At 71.2% G+C, this 14,889-nt stretch carries 13 protein-coding genes; 8 read left to right on the top strand and 5 right to left on the bottom strand.

The features are described 5' to 3' along the window. Window positions 1-10: 10 nt before the first annotated feature. Entirely contained in the window at window positions 11-673 is a 663-nt protein-coding gene (locus tag ACIQI8_RS33690) for a bifunctional DNA primase/polymerase (RefSeq protein WP_401716082.1), read from the bottom strand. Between the two features lie 256 nt (window positions 674-929). On the opposite strand from ACIQI8_RS33690, the gene ACIQI8_RS33685 reads away from it, so the two are divergent. Together ACIQI8_RS33685 and ACIQI8_RS33680 are read left to right on the top strand one after the other, a co-directional pair. Continuing rightward, window positions 930-2,315 carry a transcriptional regulator gene (locus ACIQI8_RS33685; protein ID WP_402358939.1) on the top strand — a complete coding sequence of 462 codons (1,386 nt, stop codon included), beginning with the start codon at window positions 930-932 and terminating at the stop codon, window positions 2,313-2,315. 221 nt (window positions 2,316-2,536) lie between these two features. After that, entirely contained in the window at window positions 2,537-4,672 is a 2,136-nt protein-coding gene (locus ACIQI8_RS33680) for a hypothetical protein (RefSeq protein WP_402358936.1), read from the top strand. 20 nt (window positions 4,673-4,692) lie between these two features. On the opposite strand, the gene ACIQI8_RS33675 is transcribed toward ACIQI8_RS33680, so the two are convergent. Continuing rightward, the gene (locus tag ACIQI8_RS33675) at window positions 4,693-5,997 is read right to left on the bottom strand and encodes an ABC transporter substrate-binding protein (protein ID WP_402358933.1); all 1,305 of its coding nucleotides are present in this window, start codon (window positions 5,995-5,997) and stop codon (window positions 4,693-4,695) included. Between the two features lie 117 nt (window positions 5,998-6,114). On the opposite strand from ACIQI8_RS33675, the gene ACIQI8_RS33670 reads away from it, so the two are divergent. Both ACIQI8_RS33670 and purU read left to right on the top strand, forming a co-directional pair. After that, entirely contained in the window at window positions 6,115-6,615 is a 501-nt protein-coding gene (locus ACIQI8_RS33670; RefSeq protein WP_124004006.1) for a hypothetical protein, read from the top strand. A gap of 47 nt (window positions 6,616-6,662) precedes the next feature. Next, complete coding sequence (gene purU, locus ACIQI8_RS33665) at window positions 6,663-7,544, top strand: formyltetrahydrofolate deformylase (RefSeq protein ID WP_402358930.1); 882 nt, start codon at window positions 6,663-6,665, stop codon at window positions 7,542-7,544. 153 nt (window positions 7,545-7,697) lie between these two features. On the opposite strand, the gene ACIQI8_RS33660 is transcribed toward purU, so the two are convergent. Both ACIQI8_RS33660 and ACIQI8_RS33655 read right to left on the bottom strand, forming a co-directional pair. Next, window positions 7,698-9,041 (bottom strand): zf-HC2 domain-containing protein, encoded by a 1,344-nt coding sequence (locus tag ACIQI8_RS33660; protein WP_402358927.1) that lies wholly within the window; start codon window positions 9,039-9,041, stop codon window positions 7,698-7,700. Beyond that, the gene (locus tag ACIQI8_RS33655) at window positions 9,038-9,619 is read right to left on the bottom strand and encodes a sigma-70 family RNA polymerase sigma factor (protein ID WP_402358924.1); all 582 of its coding nucleotides are present in this window, start codon (window positions 9,617-9,619) and stop codon (window positions 9,038-9,040) included. Before ACIQI8_RS33655 ends, ACIQI8_RS33660 begins: the two co-directional genes overlap by 4 nt. A gap of 307 nt (window positions 9,620-9,926) precedes the next feature. On the opposite strand from ACIQI8_RS33655, the gene ACIQI8_RS33650 reads away from it, so the two are divergent. Both ACIQI8_RS33650 and ACIQI8_RS33645 read left to right on the top strand, forming a co-directional pair. Continuing rightward, window positions 9,927-10,307, top strand: a complete 381-nt coding sequence (locus tag ACIQI8_RS33650) for an STAS domain-containing protein (protein WP_402358921.1) — start codon at window positions 9,927-9,929, stop codon at window positions 10,305-10,307. 154 nt (window positions 10,308-10,461) lie between these two features. Further along, the gene (locus ACIQI8_RS33645) at window positions 10,462-10,974 is read left to right on the top strand and encodes an EF-hand domain-containing protein (protein WP_402358918.1); all 513 of its coding nucleotides are present in this window, start codon (window positions 10,462-10,464) and stop codon (window positions 10,972-10,974) included. Here ACIQI8_RS33645 and ACIQI8_RS33640 read toward each other — a convergent pair. Beyond that, window positions 10,953-12,470 (bottom strand): class I adenylate-forming enzyme family protein, encoded by a 1,518-nt coding sequence (locus tag ACIQI8_RS33640; RefSeq protein ID WP_402358915.1) that lies wholly within the window; start codon window positions 12,468-12,470, stop codon window positions 10,953-10,955. The genes ACIQI8_RS33645 and ACIQI8_RS33640 overlap by 22 nt on opposite strands. Window positions 12,471-12,556: 86 nt before the next feature. On the opposite strand from ACIQI8_RS33640, the gene ACIQI8_RS33635 reads away from it, so the two are divergent. Beyond that, window positions 12,557-13,753, top strand: coding sequence for an amidohydrolase family protein (locus ACIQI8_RS33635; protein WP_402358913.1), 1,197 nt, complete (start codon window positions 12,557-12,559; stop codon window positions 13,751-13,753). Next, window positions 13,753-14,886, top strand: a complete 1,134-nt coding sequence (locus ACIQI8_RS33630; protein ID WP_402358910.1) for an acyl-CoA dehydrogenase family protein — start codon at window positions 13,753-13,755, stop codon at window positions 14,884-14,886. The genes ACIQI8_RS33635 and ACIQI8_RS33630 overlap by 1 nt, the downstream gene beginning before the upstream one ends. Window positions 14,887-14,889: the final 3 nt, after the last annotated feature.

Below are 14,889 nucleotides of genomic sequence, written 5' to 3'. Positions count from 1 at the left end.
GGCCGCGAACCTACCGATCCCGCCCACACGCATAGGCGAGCGGAGACGCCAGTTCCTCCGCATCAGGCAGCCACCGATTCGCCGCAGTCGGCCGGCAGGCCCACTGCACAGCACCCCGGGACCCGAACCGCGTGGGCGGCGCAGCCACATACGCCCCCTCCCCGAGCACCGTCAGATCAAGAGACGAGGGAGACCAGCCGAGCTTGCGCACCAGTTCCGGGAACTTCACCGACGCACCCGGCAACACGAAGAACCGCATCCGACGATCAGGCGTCAACGTGACGGGACCCAGCGTCAACTCCATGCGCTCCATCCGGGCCAGCGCGAGAAACCCCGCCGTCTCCGGGACGGACACCGCGTCGAAGGTCCGCCCCGTGGGCAGCAGAATCGAAGCCGTCGGCTGCTTCTGCCACATCCGCCGGGCGACGGTCGCACTGCCCGTCGCCTGCGTCGCCCAGTCCTCACGCGCCGGATGCGCGCCGGGGGCGGCGCACGCGGCGTCGCCGCAGGAGCAGCGCTGCACCCCGTCGACGGCTTCCAGCCAGGTGCCGGGGAAGACGTCCCAGTGGCGCTCCTCGGCGTAGCGTACGGCGGTCTCCAGCAGCGATTCCCCGCGCTGCTTCGGAATCTGAGCGGCTTCGGTGCCCGCGATCGTCTCTTCCACGGTGAACACAACTCCCGCACCCACCTGGAGTTACGGGCGTAGCGCGCGCGGGGGAGGGGCATCGATTCCGCACCTGGGGCGCATGGATGCACGTGAGGGGGCGCGCGGGAGGAACCGCGGCGTGGGCCGGGTAGCCAGGAGTGGGGGGTCGGCTGATGCCTTTACCCCGGCAATCCTCGCATGTCTCGCATTGTCGGTATGTCCGCGGGGCATTGATCTTCACGGCCGGATCTTTTCGCTCCAGAGGTTCGCAGGGGGTTACGCCATGGCCGCAAGGCCTCTCGTCGCGCGACAGCCGAACGAACGGTTGCAGGCGCTCATCCAGGAGGCGGGGTGCTCGAACGCCGGGCTCGCCCGCCGGGTCAACATGTGCGGTGCGGAGCACGGGCTCGACCTGCGCTACGACAAGACGTCCGTCGCCCGCTGGCTGCGCGGACAGCAACCGCGGGGCCGCGCGCCGGCGATCATCGCGGAGGCGCTGGGCCGCAAGCTCGGCCGTACGGTCACGATCGACGAGATCGGCATGGCCAACGGCAAGAACCTCGCCTCGGGTGTCGGGCTCCAGTTCTCCCCGACCGTCCTCGGCGCCATCGAGCAGGTCTGCGAGCTGTGGCGCAGTGACGTGGGGCGCCGGGACTTCCTGTCCGGCTCCTCGGTCGCCGCGTCCGCGCTGGTCGAGCCCAGCCGCGACTGGCTGATCTCCTCACCGGACTCACAGGTGGCCCGCTCGGCGGGACCGCGCGTGGGCCAGTCCGACGTGGCGGCCGTGCGCGCGATGACCCAGGCGCTGGTCGACCTCGACCACCAGTACGGCAGCGGGCATGTGCGCCCGGTCGTCGTGCACTACCTCAACAGTGTCGTCTCCGGGCTGCTGGCCGGGTCCTACCGGGAGGCGGTGGGCCGCGATCTGTTCGCCGCGGTGGCCCGACTGACCGAGCTGGCCGGGTACATGGCGATCGACACCGGTCAACCGGGCCTGGCCCAGCGGTACTACATCCAGGCGCTGCGCCTCGCCCAGGCGGCGGGCGACCGCGGCTACGGCGGGTACGTCCTCGCCGCGTCCATGAGCCACCTCGCCGCGCAGCTCGGAAACCCGCGCGAGATCGCGCAGTTGGCGCGGGCGGCGCAGGAGGGGGCGCGTGGTCGGGTGACCCCGCGCGCGGAGGCGATGTTCCACGCGGCGGAGGCCCGGGGGCACGCGTTGATGGGTGACGCGCGGGCGGCCCAGGCGGCGTCCGGGCGGGCGGTCTCGGCGCTGGAGGCCGCCGACCCCGCTTCCGGTGACGACCCGGCCTGGATCACGCACTTCGACGAGGCGTACCTGGCCGACGAGTTGGCGCACTGTCACCGCGACCTGGGCCAGGCCGAGGCGGCGGCCCGGCGCGCGGAGGAGGCGCTGGCGGGGCTACCGGAGACCAAGGCGCGCCGACGGGCCATCGGATACGTGTTGTTGGCCACCGCGCAGGTGCAGCAGCGGGAGATCGAACAGGCCTGCAACACCGGCCTGAAGGCCGTCGAACTGCTCGAATCCGTCCGCTCCAACCGGGGCGCCGAGTACCTGGAGGACTTCCAGCAGCGCCTGGAGCCGTACCAGGAGGAGCCGGTGGTAAGGGAGTTCGGGGCCCGGATGGAGCTGCAGGCGGCTGCGTGAGGGAGGTTGACGCGGGACCGGCCGGTGCGTGAACACGCGGGGAACGGCCGGTTGACGCGCAGGAGTGAGCGGCGGGTGGACAGATGCCACGGCCTGTACAGGCCCGCTGTTAATGCTGTCACAGGTAAGGAGGTTGAGGTCTGAGCTGCGTGGCACCCGGCTCTGGGGACCCGGTAGCGTGAGCCGATGATTCCGAAGGTCCCCCATACGTAGGAGTCCCGGTGACGCAGAGTGGACAGGGCGAGGAGCCCTCGGCGCGGCAGCCGCGCGAAGGCATCGTGCTGCCCTCCGACGGCGGAGAGCCCTTGCTCCCGGGCATGGCGGGCATGGCGACCCCCATCCCACCGGGCCCGCGCGCCGGTTCCTACGACGGCCGGCAGGACGGGACCTACGGCACCCAGCACGAGGGTCCGTCCTACGGCTCCGCCCAGCAGGACGGGTCGTACGGCGCACAGCCGGGCGGTTCCTACGGTGACCGCTCCGGCGGTTCCTACGGTGACCGCTCCGGCGGTTCCTACGGCGGCGACCGGCAGCCCGGCCCGTACGGCGACCGGCAGGGCGACTCGTACCCCGCTCAGCAGTCCGGCTCCTACGGCGACCGCCAGTCCGGAACCTACGGGGACCAGCAGTCGGGGACCTACGGGGACCAGCAGGCCGGAAGCCACGGCGCCGAGCCGGGAGGTTCCTACGGCGACCAGCAGAGCGGCCCCTACCCGGGGCAGCAGCCCGGCCCGTACGGCGGTCAGCAGGGCGGCTCCTACGCCGGTGGCCAGCAGCAGAACGGGCCGATACCGGCCCAGGCCCCGCCCAGCGGCCAGGCCTGGGGCACCCCGTGGGGCCCCGACCAGCACCAGCCCCCGGCCCCGGCACAGGACCAGGGCTGGGCCGCCCCGCAGACCCAGACATGGGGCTCCCAGGAACAGCACCAGCCGCCGGCCCCCGACACCTGGGGCACGCGGGACCAGGCACCCGGCGCCCAGCCCCTACCGGACGCGGACACCCAGAACCCGTCCTACGCCAACCCCGCGGACACCTACGGCACCAACGGCTACGGCACCTCGAACCCGAGCGCGCCCCTGCCCCCGGCCGCCGACGGCCCGTACGGCACTCCGGAACCCGGTTCCGCCGTGGTCCCGTCCGCCCCCGGTGCCTTCGCCTCCCCGCTCCCGCCCGCCGTCGACGAGGGTGCCACCCAGTTCATCCCGCCGGTCCCCGCCATGGGCACCCCCGGTGGGGACGAGGGGGCCACGCAGTTCATCGCGCCCGTGCCGGCCGCGCCCCTGGACAACGAAGGCGCGACCCAGCTCCTGCCCCCGGTGGGGCCGGGGGCGCTGCCGCCCGAGGTGGGCGGGCCCGCGCAGGGCGAGGAGACGCGCTTCCTGGGACGGCCGCCGCAGGCCGGGGCCGGGCCGTTGCCGCCCGCCACCGGGCCCGACGCGCAGGCGACGCAGTACATCCCGCCGGTGACCGACCAGCACCCGGGCGCCGCGTACGGCGAGCGGCAGCCGCCCGCCGAGTTCGACAACCTCTTCCGCAGCGGCCCCGGCGGCGTGCAGCCCGCGCCCGCCACGCAGCAACTGCCGCGCTTCGCGCAGCCCCAGGCGCAGCAGCCGAGGCCCCCGGCACAGCCGTACGCGCAGGCCGGTGGTCCGGGATACGGCCAGCAGCCGCCCCAGAACGGGTACCACCAGAACTCCTACGAACCGCAGGACCCGGGCCGCGGCGGGCGTTCGCGCTCCCGTGTGCCGCTCATCGCGGCCGTGGGCATCGGCATCGTCGTGCTCGGCGTCGGGGCGGGCGCGCTGCTCGGTGGCGGGAGCGACGACTCCAAGGACAAGAACCAGACCGTCTCCGCGACGGCACCCGTGACCGACGACAGCTCCGGCCCATCGGCCGCCGACCCGGCGAAGGCGCAGGCGGTGGCCCTGGACAAGCTGCTGTCCGACAGCGGTGCCAGCCGGGCCTCGGTGATCAAGGCAGTTTCCGACGTGAAGGGCTGCGACAACCTGGGCCAGGCCGCCTCGAACCTGCGTGACGCGGCCAAGCAGCGCACCCAGCTGGTCACCCGGCTCTCCGGCCTGTCCGTCGACAAGCTGGCGAACCACGACGAACTGACCAGCGCCCTCACCCAGGCCTGGCAGGCGTCCGCGTCGGCGGACAACCACTACGCGGCCTGGGCCGACCAGACCGCGGGCAAGAAGGGCTGCCGCAAGGGCCAGGCCCGCACCACCGGCCAGACCCAGGCGGGCAACCGCGACAGCGGCACCGCCAGCGCCCAGAAGGCCAAGGCCGCGCAGCTGTGGAACGCGATCGCGAAGACGTACGGCCTGACCCAGCGGCAGCCGACCCAGCTGTAGGAACCGGCAACCCCGGAGGGTCAGTTCACCTCGGCGGTCTGCAGGGTCTTGGTGACGTCCAGGAAACCCTTGCGGGCCGCGACGAGTTGACCCTTGCGGACCACCTGGAGAGTCACGTCGGCGTTGACCATGCGGGAGAAGCCGATCGTGGCGAGCTTCCCCTGGAAGCCCCACTTCAACGTCGGCGTGAGCCCGCCCGTCGTCACCTCCAGCCCGTTGTTCAGGGTCCGGCGGATGGTCTCCGCGCTCACCTCGCCGCCGTCCAGTGACTCCACGACGGCCTTGAGAACGGTGTACGCGATCCAGGTCGTCTGCACCCCGGCGTCCGTCGCGTCGATGCGGTTGTCGCCGAAGGCCTCTTCGCTGATGACCTTCTTCATCGGGTCCCAGAGCCTGTCGGTGGCCGCCGGGTACCAACTGGTGATGTACGACCCCTCGTACGGACTCGACTCCCCGCCCGACTCGTTGACCACCGTCTGGTCGACGTTGCCGAGCGTGGCCGCGGTGCTCACCCCGGGGTACTGGTCGCGGGAACGCCGGAAGGAGTCCATGAACGTGCCGGTCCGGTCCCCGAGCGTGGGTATCACGCACCCCTTCTTCTCGGGGTCGTCGCTCGCCGCTTCCAGGGCCCGCTCGGTCGGCGTGGAGTACTCGGTGGTGTCGTCCGCCGCGCGCTGGTCGATCGCGACCGCGTGCTTGCCCGTCGTCAGGCCCGAGTCGAGCATGGGGGCCAGTTCGTCGCCCGCGATGGTGTCAGGCCGCACGAGCACCACGGGACCGCAGCCCGCGGCCAGTTCCTTGCCGAGACCGGCCAGGAGGGCCGGCTGGCCGCCGTTGACCGGGTAGGACAGCGGGCTGGTGAACTCCGCGTTGGTGATGCCGTAGCCGCCTATGTAGGGGATGCCGGCGCCTTCGAGGGTGGGCAGGTAGGAGTCGCCGTACTGGCTGTAGGAGCCGACGACGGCGGCGACGTTCCGCTTGACGGCGATACGGGCGCACTTCGCGACGGCCACGCTGTCGTTGTGCTCGTTGCAGGTGAGGACCTTGAGCTTGCGGCCGTTGATCCCGCCCTTGGAGTTGATCCAGCGGGCGTAGGCCTGCGCGAAGGCGGGCATGCCGGGCTTGTTGGTCGCCTTCGTGTCGGAGGGCGCCCAGGTCATGACGGTGATCGAGTCGTCCCCGGCCGCCGCGGTGCCGGGGATGACCCCGCAGCCGACGGCCAGCGACGCACACGCGACCAGGGCCCCCGCCGCGCGGGCGGTTCTCGTGCCGGCCCCGGTGAACCTGGGGAGGAAGGTGCTGCGGTTGCGTCGACTGCCGGTCATGTACGCACACGCTTCCGGGACCCCGCCAATGCCCGGGTGACCCAGGGTTAGCGAGCGGTGACCCGCAGGTGAATTACGGGGGTCGGTGAGGGGCCGTGCGGTAAGAACGTACGATCGGTGACCGTGCAAGGTTCGGAGAACTCTTCCCGTCGCGGCCGTCGCTCATCCACCATGGGCGACATGCCACAGAACGACATGCCGTGGTGGCGCTGGCGCAGCAATGTGCGCTCCGCGCTGCACATGCTCTCCGACCCGGCCTTCCAGCAGAACGTCTGGCTCGCCGGCGTCGACGGATACGGTGACGTCACCGACGCCGTGTACCGCCTGGTCGAGGACACCTGGCTGGACAACTGGTCCGCCGAGAAATACGTCGGCACGATCTTCCGGGACTCCCAGGAGGCGGCCCTCGTCGACACCGCCGTGCTCCGGGTGCTGCGGATCATGCACCAGGTCGGCCCGGACGCCCATGTCTCGGCGTACGTCGAGCACCAGGCCTGGCCGGACGCGGTACGGGCGGCGCGGGACGCGCACGTACGGCTGGCCGTGGCCGACGGCGACGACCCGGACGTACCGCCGCGCACGCTGGAGGTGCTGCGGATCATGACGAGGTCCGCGTAGCGGACGGCTCGGCTGGGGGTCCGGTCAGGTGTGGGACCCTGTCCTGCATGAATGAGCAGTCCGGCCGAGTGGCGGTCGCGTCCGAGCAGTACGTCCTCACCCTCTCGTGCCCCGACAAACAGGGCATCGTGCACGCCGTGTCGAGCTATCTCTTCATGACCGGCTGCAACATCGAGGACAGCCAGCAGTTCGGCGACCACGACACGGGTCTGTTCTTCATGCGCGTCCACTTCTCGGCCGAGGCACCGGTGACGGTGGACAAGCTGCGGGCCAGCTTCGCCGCGATCGGCGACTCCTTCCACATGGACTGGCAGCTCAACCGCGCCGACGAGAAGATGCGCATCGTCCTCATGGTCAGCAAGTTCGGGCACTGCCTGAACGACCTGCTGTTCCGCGCCCGCACGGGGGCCCTGCCGGTGGAGATCGCGGCCGTCGTCTCCAACCACACGGACTTCGCGGAGCTGGTGGGCTCGTACACCATCCCCTTCCACCACATCCCCGTCACCAAGGACACCAAGGCGGACGCGGAGGCGCGGCTGCTGGCCCTGGTGCGCGAGCAGAACGTCGAACTGGTCGTGCTCGCGCGCTACATGCAGGTCCTCTCGGACGACCTCTGCAAGCAGCTCAACGGGCAGATCATCAACATCCACCACTCCTTCCTGCCGAGCTTCAAGGGCGCGAAGCCGTACCACCAGGCGCATGCGCGGGGCGTGAAGCTGATCGGGGCGACGGCGCACTACGTGACCGCGGACCTCGACGAAGGCCCGATCATCGAGCAGGAGGTCGAGCGCGTCGGGCACGAGGTGACGCCGGACCAGTTGGTGGCGGTGGGGCGCGATGTGGAGTGCGGTGCGCTGGCGCGTGCCGTCAAGTGGCATGCGGAACGCCGGATTCTGCTGAACGGACGCCGGACGGTGGTTTTCGCCTAGTGGGGTGGGCGGTGCTGGTGCGTGGGCGGCTGCGGGTGGTTCGTGGCTGGTCGCGCAGTTCCCCGCGCCCCTAAAAGCAGGTCGGTTAGCTGCACGTACTCAAGGGGCGCGGGGAACTGCGCGACCAGCCCCCACGCACCCGCAGCCGCCCTCCTACATCCGGCTCAACGACGCTGCCGCGAACAGCACATCCCTGATCGCCTCACGATCCCCGAGCTGCCCCGCCGCCGCCTCGGCCGGAGGCACATGCCCCGCCGCGAGGTGACAGAACTCCACCCCGTCCAACGCGATATGAGCCACCTCCTCCCCGGCGGAGCCGACCGCGGAGCCGACCGGGCCGTCCAGCGGGATCAACCACTCCCCACCCCCCAACCCCTCGATCTCCAACCTCAGAGTCCGGCCGGCCGTACCCGCGCCAACCAAGGGACGCCTCCGCGCCGCGATGGCAACCGGCAGCATCCGCGCCGCGAGGTCGATCATCCGGTTCAGGTGCCGCCCGGACGGCGGCTCGTACGGATAGTCCACCGCCTCGGCGATGTCCTCCGCATGGACCCAGCACTCGAACGCCCGGTCCACCATCGCGTCATGCAGCGGCAGCGTGAAGTCGCCGTAGGAGACGGCGAGTTTGGCCGAGCCGGAGTCGGAGCCGCCGGCGAAGGACACCGTACGGACCAGGTCGTGGCTCTGTTCCCGCCACGGCGTCCGGACGGACCTCGTGGGCGGGAAGTGCGAGGTCTGCCAGTACGTCTCCGTACGGTCGGCCGGCGCGTGCGTGGCCGCCTTCATGTCGGCCAGCGGGTCGTCGAGGCCGAGCGCGAGGGCGACCAGGCCGTCGACGGACAGCAGGTGGGCGATGACCCCGGCGACGGTCGTACGACGGCTGGTCGGGCCCTCGCCGTCGAACCAGCGCAGCCGTACCGGCGCGTGCCACTCGGCGTCCCCTATGTCCTGCAGCAGGGCGTCCAGACGGGCCGTCTCGGCGTCGTACGGGGCCGCCCACTCCGGCACCGGGATGCGCGGCGGGCGCCGGTCCAGACAGCCCTCCAGGACGCGGGTGCGCAGGGCCGGGTCCAGGTCGAGGCTCTCCGGCGGGTGCAGCAGCCCGACCGCGTCGCGCAGCCGCAGGGCCTCTTCCGCGCAGCTTCCGCACTCGCCGAGGTGCTCCTCGACGGCCACGGCCTCCGCCGCCGAGCACGCGGCCAGCGCCCACGCCCCGAGCAGCGACTTCAGCACGGGGTGCGCCAGCACGAGCGTCGCCGGGACGGGCGGGTTCTCCTCGGCCGAGAGGGTCGGCAGGGGCCGCTCGCCGTCCTCGACCGAGGCGCGGGGCGTGGGTATGCGGGGCGGGTGGTCGGGCGAGGGGGACCGGTCGGCGCCGGTGCCGTCGGTCGGGCCGCCGGGGCCGTTCCCATCGGTCGGGCCGCCCCGGCCGGGCTGTCGGTCACCTTCTCGCCGCTCCTCCTCGTCTCCGTCGTCGGAACGGAACGCGCTGCTCACACCGCACCCCCGTACCCCGGCGGAGCTGCGGCCGTGCCGGCGTCGTGGGCGGTGGACAGGAGCTGCAGGCCCAGGCGGAGCCGCCGACGGGCCTCGTCCTCGGTGACGCCCAGGTCGACGGCGGTCTGGCGGTAGTCCCGGCGCTGGAAATAGGCCAGGTCCAGGGCGGCCCGCAGCGGGGCGGGCATGGACGTGACGATGTAGTCGGCGCGGGCGGCGACGGCCGCCCGGCGCACCTTGCGCTCCAGCTCCTCGGTGGAACCCCCGCCGCCCTCGGCCAGCGCGGCGGTCTCGGTGACGCGCAGCCGCTGCACGGCGAGGCGGTGGGTGAGGGCGGCGACCCAGGAGCGCAGGGGGCCCTGCTTGGGGTCGTAGGTCTCGGGGTGTTCCCAGACGTGGGCGAAGACCTCGCGGGTGATGCCGTCGGCCGCGACCTCGTCGCCGAGGACGCGGTGGGCGAGGCCGTGCACGAGGGAGGCGAAGCGGTCGTAGAGCTCGCCGAGGGCGGCCGCCTCTCCGCGTGCGAGCCGCTGCTGCATCTTGCGGTCCCAGCGGGGCGGTGCGTCCTTCTTCGTCATGCGGGCCCCCTCACCTGACCGTGTGTGTGCCCAGCCTGCGTCCACTGTCACCTCGAATGTAGTCGGCACGTCTGTGAGCGCACGCCCCTTTGGTGCAATGCGCGCCCCCTGAGGGGCCGCAGGTGGTAGTGGACCTTCACCTTCCGTTCCACACCTGATCGAACAGGATCGAAGTCGACTAAAACAAGCCTCTTTCGTTCGCTTCCCGTTTCTCCTGTCGTGTTTCAGGGAACGGCCGGTGGGCAGCCGCGCTGCAAGGAAGCGAAGGTCAGGCTTCCGTTTGTGGGGGTGACGGCGAGCGAAAGGCGTGGTGGTGGCGTTCTACGTGATCGACGACGAACAGGGCGACTGGACCGTGCTCCGGGTCTGCGGCGAACTGGACCTGGTGACCTCGCCCGCGCTGCGCCAGCGGGTGCACGACGCGGTGGCCGAGGGCCGGCACAGCCTGGTCCTGGACCTCTCCGACGTGTTCTTCTGCGACTCCAGCGGTGTCGGCGTGCTGATCGCCTCCCGCCGTCTCATCCGCTCCTGCCACGGCAGCCTGCGCCTGATACTGCCCGCCCGCGGCGCGGCCGACGGCTCGCACGTCAACCGGGTCCTGGGCGCCCTCGGCGTCCGCCGGCTCTTCGACGTGTACGTCGATGTGGAGGCCGCGATCACGGCGGAGGCCGACCCGCTGTCGGCGTGACCCCGCTCACTCCGCGGCCTGTTCTTTGCCACATCGTTGCCCCAAAATTCCCCCGGTCTTGGCACAAGCGCCGCTTTCCCGCTCCCCGGGACACCTTGCCGTCGTACGCTCCGTATCGATGCACCCGACGTGACGTGAGGCGGCACGAAAAGACATGGTCAGCAGCGAGTACGAGCGCAGGATCGCCGCCCGGTTCGCCGTCTTCGACCAGGACGGCAACGGCTACATCGACCGAGCGGACTTCAGTACGGCGGCCAAGGCGCTGCTCACCGAGTTCGGCACGGCGGCCCGGTCCGACAAGGGCCAGGAGCTGTACGCCGGCGCGGAGGCGTTCTGGCAGGGCATGGCCGGCATAGCGGACCGGGACGGCGACCAGCGCATCACGCGCGAGGAGTTCGTGAACGGCGCGGTCAAGCGCCTGCGCGACACCCCCGACCGCTTCGCGGAGATCGCCCGCCCCTTCCTGCACGCGGCCCTCGCGGTCGCCGACACGGACGGCGACGGCGCGGTCACGGTCGACGACACCGCGCGCGTGCTGCGGGCCCTCGGAGCGAGCGAGGACATCGCACGGACGGCCGCCGCGACCCTCGACACCGACGGTGACGGCAAGGTCGGCGAGGCCGAGATCGTGCCCGCCTTCGCCCGCTACTTCACGGTCCCCGAATAGCGTTCGCGCAGCTTGTACTTGAGCACCTTGCGCAGGGTCTCGTTGCGCGGAAGGGCGTCCACCAGCTCCAGCCGCTCCGGCAGCTTGTGCACCGACAGCCCTTCCGCGCGCAGGTAGGCCGTCACCGCCTCCAGGGTCAACTCCCCGGAGCCCGGCGGCCGTTCCACCACCGCGCACACCAACTCCCCGCGCTCGGCGTCCGGCAGCCCGATCACGGCCGCGTCGCCGACCGCCGGGTGCGCGGCCAGCAGGTCCTCGATCTCCTTGGCCGAGATGTTCTCGCCCTTGCGGATGATCACGTCCTTGAGCCGCCCGGTGAGCACGAGATGCCCGCTCTCCGTCAGCCGTCCCAGGTCACCGGTGCGCAGGAACCCCTCCTCGTCGAAGGCCTCCGCGCTCTGCGCCGGGTCGAGATACCCCTGGCACACCGCCTCCCCGCGCAGCCGCACCTCCCCGCCCTCCGCGATCCGGATCTCCATGCCCTCCGGCGGCCGTCCCTCGGTCGTCGCGAGGTTCTCCGTGGTGTCGTCCGGCGCGCCCATGGTGATCATCGGCACCTCGGTCATCCCGTACCCGTGCGTGAGCTGCACCCCCATCTCCCGTACGACGGAGTGGTAGACCTCCGGCGGCTTGGGCGCGCCGCCGCCGGCGAGCAGCCGTAGCGTCGGAATGACCTTCTCGCCCGGCTGTTTGCGCTGCTCGGCGAGGAACATGGAGTAGAAGGCGGTCGACCCGCCGGCCACCGTCACCCCGTGCTTGCGGTAGCCCTCCAGCGCGTCCGGCAGCGCGAACTGCTCGAACATGACGGCCGGGAAGCCGTACAGCAGCAGCATCACCGTGTAGTCGGGGCCTGCTATGTGCGCGTAGGGGAAGGCCATCGAGCCCACGTCGTCCGCCGTCAGGCGCAGCGCGTGCGCCAGGCACGAGCCGCCCGCGAGCAGTGAACGGTCCGTGTGCAGCACGCCCTTGGGGTCGGAGGTGGTGCCGGAGGTCCAGTAGATCCAGCGGACCGAGGTGCCGTCGGCGGGCGGCGGAGGGAGCGTGCCCGGGTCGCCGTCCGGGAGCTGGGCATCGTCGTACGCCTCGAAGACCCCCTTCGCGCCCAGCCGCCGTGCCATGTCCGCGTGGTCGAAGCCGCGCCAGGTGCCCGGCACGGCGAAGAACTCCGCCTTCGACTCCCGCAGCGCGAAGGCGACCTCGCGGTCCCGGTAGAACGGGATGATCGGCGTCTGCACGGCACCCAGGCGGGCCAGCGCGAAGGACAGCAGGGCCGTCTCGATCCGGGTGGGCAGCTGCCAGGCGACCACCGTGCCGGGGCGTACGCCCATGTCGTACAGCCCGGCCGCGACCCGCTCGGAGCGGTCGCGCAGCTCGCCGAAGGTCAGGGCGCGGTCGTCCTGGAGGAAGACCGGGCGGTCGGGGGTCAGGCCGGCGCGGCGGTCCACCAGTTCCCACAGGGTGCGGGAGGAACTCAGGGAGTGCGGCGTCTCGTTCATGGTCCCCCTCCTTGGCTGACGACTCGTCAGGTGACATGCTATCTGACGGGTCATCAGATAAGTACCGTCCCGGCGGAGGGGAACCCATGGCCACCGAACTGCCCCGCATCATCAGCGTCGACGATCACGTGATCGAACCCGCGCACCTCTTCGAGACCTGGCTGCCGAAGAAGTACCGGGACCGCGGCCCCCAGCCGCTCACCGCGGGCATCGGCGAACTCGCCTACGTGGCAGGCAAGTACCAGATCACGATGGACCCGGACGGCCCGCCCACCGACTGGTGGATCTACGAGGACCTCAAGTTCCCGTACAAGCGCAACATCGCCGCCGTCGGCTTCGACCGCGACGAGATGACCCTGGAGGGCATCACCCGCGAGGAGATGCGCAGGGGCTGTTGGGACCCCAAGGCGCGGCTCGCGGACATGGACCTCAACCATGTCGAGGGCTCCCTCTGCTTCCCGACCTTCCCCCGCTTCTGCGGCCAGACCTTCGCCGAGGCGCACGACAAGGAGGTCGCCCTCGCCTGCGTGCGCGCCTACAACGACTGGATGGTCGAGGAGTGGTGCGGCGACAGCGGCGGCCGGCTCATCCCGCTGTGCCTGATCCCGTTGTGGGACGTCGAGTTGGCGGTGGAGGAGATCCGGCGCAACGCGGCACGCGGGGTCCGCGCGGTCACCTTCTCCGAGATCCCCACCTACCTCGGACTGCCCTCCATCCACTCCGGCTACTGGGACCCGTTCTTCGCGGTCTGCCAGGAGACGGGGACGGTCGTCAACATGCACATCGGCAGCAGCTCCCAGATGCCCGCGGCGTCCCCGGACGCGCCCCCCGCCGTACAGGCCTCGCTCTCCTTCAACAACGCGATGGCCTCGATGATGGACTTCCTCTTCAGCGGGGTCCTGGTGAAGTTCCCGACCCTCAAACTCGCCTACTCGGAAGGCCAGATGGGCTGGATCCCGTACGCCCTGGAACGCGCCGACGACGTGTGGGAGGAGCATCGGGCGTGGGGCGGGGTGCGGGACATCGTCCCCGACCCGCCCTCCACGTACTACTACCGCCAGATGTTCTGCTGCTTCTTCCGCGACAAGCACGGGGTCGCCTCGCTGGACGTGGTGGGGCGGGACAACGCGACCTTCGAGACCGACTACCCGCACGTCGACTCGACCTTCCCGCACACCAAGGACGTCGCCCTCGACCATGTGAAGGGCCTCGACGACGAGACGGTCTACAAGCTGATGCGGGGCAACGCGATCCGCATGCTGGGCCTGGACCTCGACCGCTGATGGACCTCTCCTGCACGCCCGAGGAGGAGGACTTCCGCGCGCGGCTGCGGGAGTGGCTGGCGAAGGTCCTGCCGACGCTCGGACCGAAGCCGTCCCCGACCGACTGGCCCGGCCGCCGCGCCTACGACCTGGGCTGGCAGCGGATGCTGTACGACGCCGGGTACGCGGACGTCCACTGGGACGCGTCCCCGACCATCCGGCTGATCTTCCTGGAGGAGACCGAGCAGGCGGGCGCGCCCTACGTGGGCGCCAACTTCGTCGGGCTGCTGCACGCCGGGCCGACCATCGCCGCCGAGGGGACGCCCGAGCAGCGGGACCGCTGGCTGCCGCCGGTCCTGCGCGGCGAGGAGGTCTGGTGCCAGGGCTTCAGCGAGCCGGGCGCCGGCTCCGACCTCGCCTCGCTGCGCACGCGTGCGTGGCGGGACGGTGACGAGTACGTGGTGACCGGTTCCAAGATCTGGACCTCGCACGCGGAAGTCGCCGACTGGTGCGAGCTGTTGGTGCGGACGGATGCGGACGCGCCGAAGCACCGGGGGATCAGTTGGCTCGCGATGCCGATGGACGCGGCGGGGATCACGGTACGGCCGTTGCGGACGCTTGCCGGGTCGGCCGAGTTCGCGGAGGTGTTCCTCGACGAGGTGCGGGTGCCTGTCGGCAACCGGGTGGGGGACGAGAACGACGGCTGGCGCGTGACGATGGTGACGCTGTCGTTCGAGCGCGGGACGGCTTTCGTGGGTGAGGTCGTCGCCTGTCGGCGGGTGTTGGGTGAGCTGGCTCGCGAGGCGCGGAGGAACGGGCGCTGGGACGATCCCGTGCTCCGGCGGCAACTCGGCCGGTTGAACGCCGAGTTCCGGGCGCTGTGGCGGCTCACTCAGTGGAATGTGAGCGAGTCGGAGGCGAGTGGGGGAGTGCCGGGGGTCGGGGGCTCGGTCTTCAAGTTGCGGTACTCGCACGCACGTCAGGAGTTGTACGACGTGGCGGCGGAGGTTCTGGGGGCGGAGTCGCTGGATCTGGAGCGGGCTTGGGTGCTTGATCGGTTGTCGTCGCTGTCGTACACGATTGCCGCGGGTACTTCGCAGATTCAGCGGAACATTGTGGCCGAGCGGATTTTGGGGTTGCCGAAGGGGAGGTGAGTG

The organism is Streptomyces sp. NPDC092369 (assembly GCF_044755245.1).
GTDB lineage: Bacteria > Actinomycetota > Actinomycetes > Streptomycetales > Streptomycetaceae > Streptomyces.
The sequence above is the reverse complement of the archived record's forward strand: the minus strand, read 5'-3'. Positions and strand labels throughout refer to the sequence as shown.

Coding starts and splice junctions, on each gene's coding strand:
- ACIQI8_RS33635 (WP_402358913.1), top strand. CDS start 12,557: ATGGCCACCGAACTGCCCCGCATCATCAGCGTCGACGATCACGTGATC.
- ACIQI8_RS33655 (WP_402358924.1), bottom strand. CDS start 9,619: ATGACGAAGAAGGACGCACCGCCCCGCTGGGACCGCAAGATGCAGCAG.
- ACIQI8_RS33640 (WP_402358915.1), bottom strand. CDS start 12,470: ATGAACGAGACGCCGCACTCCCTGAGTTCCTCCCGCACCCTGTGGGAA.
- ACIQI8_RS33685 (WP_402358939.1), top strand. CDS start 930: ATGGCCGCAAGGCCTCTCGTCGCGCGACAGCCGAACGAACGGTTGCAG.
- purU (WP_402358930.1), top strand. CDS start 6,663: ATGAATGAGCAGTCCGGCCGAGTGGCGGTCGCGTCCGAGCAGTACGTC.
- ACIQI8_RS33630 (WP_402358910.1), top strand. CDS start 13,753: ATGGACCTCTCCTGCACGCCCGAGGAGGAGGACTTCCGCGCGCGGCTG.
- ACIQI8_RS33675 (WP_402358933.1), bottom strand. CDS start 5,997: ATGACCGGCAGTCGACGCAACCGCAGCACCTTCCTCCCCAGGTTCACC.
- ACIQI8_RS33645 (WP_402358918.1), top strand. CDS start 10,462: ATGGTCAGCAGCGAGTACGAGCGCAGGATCGCCGCCCGGTTCGCCGTC.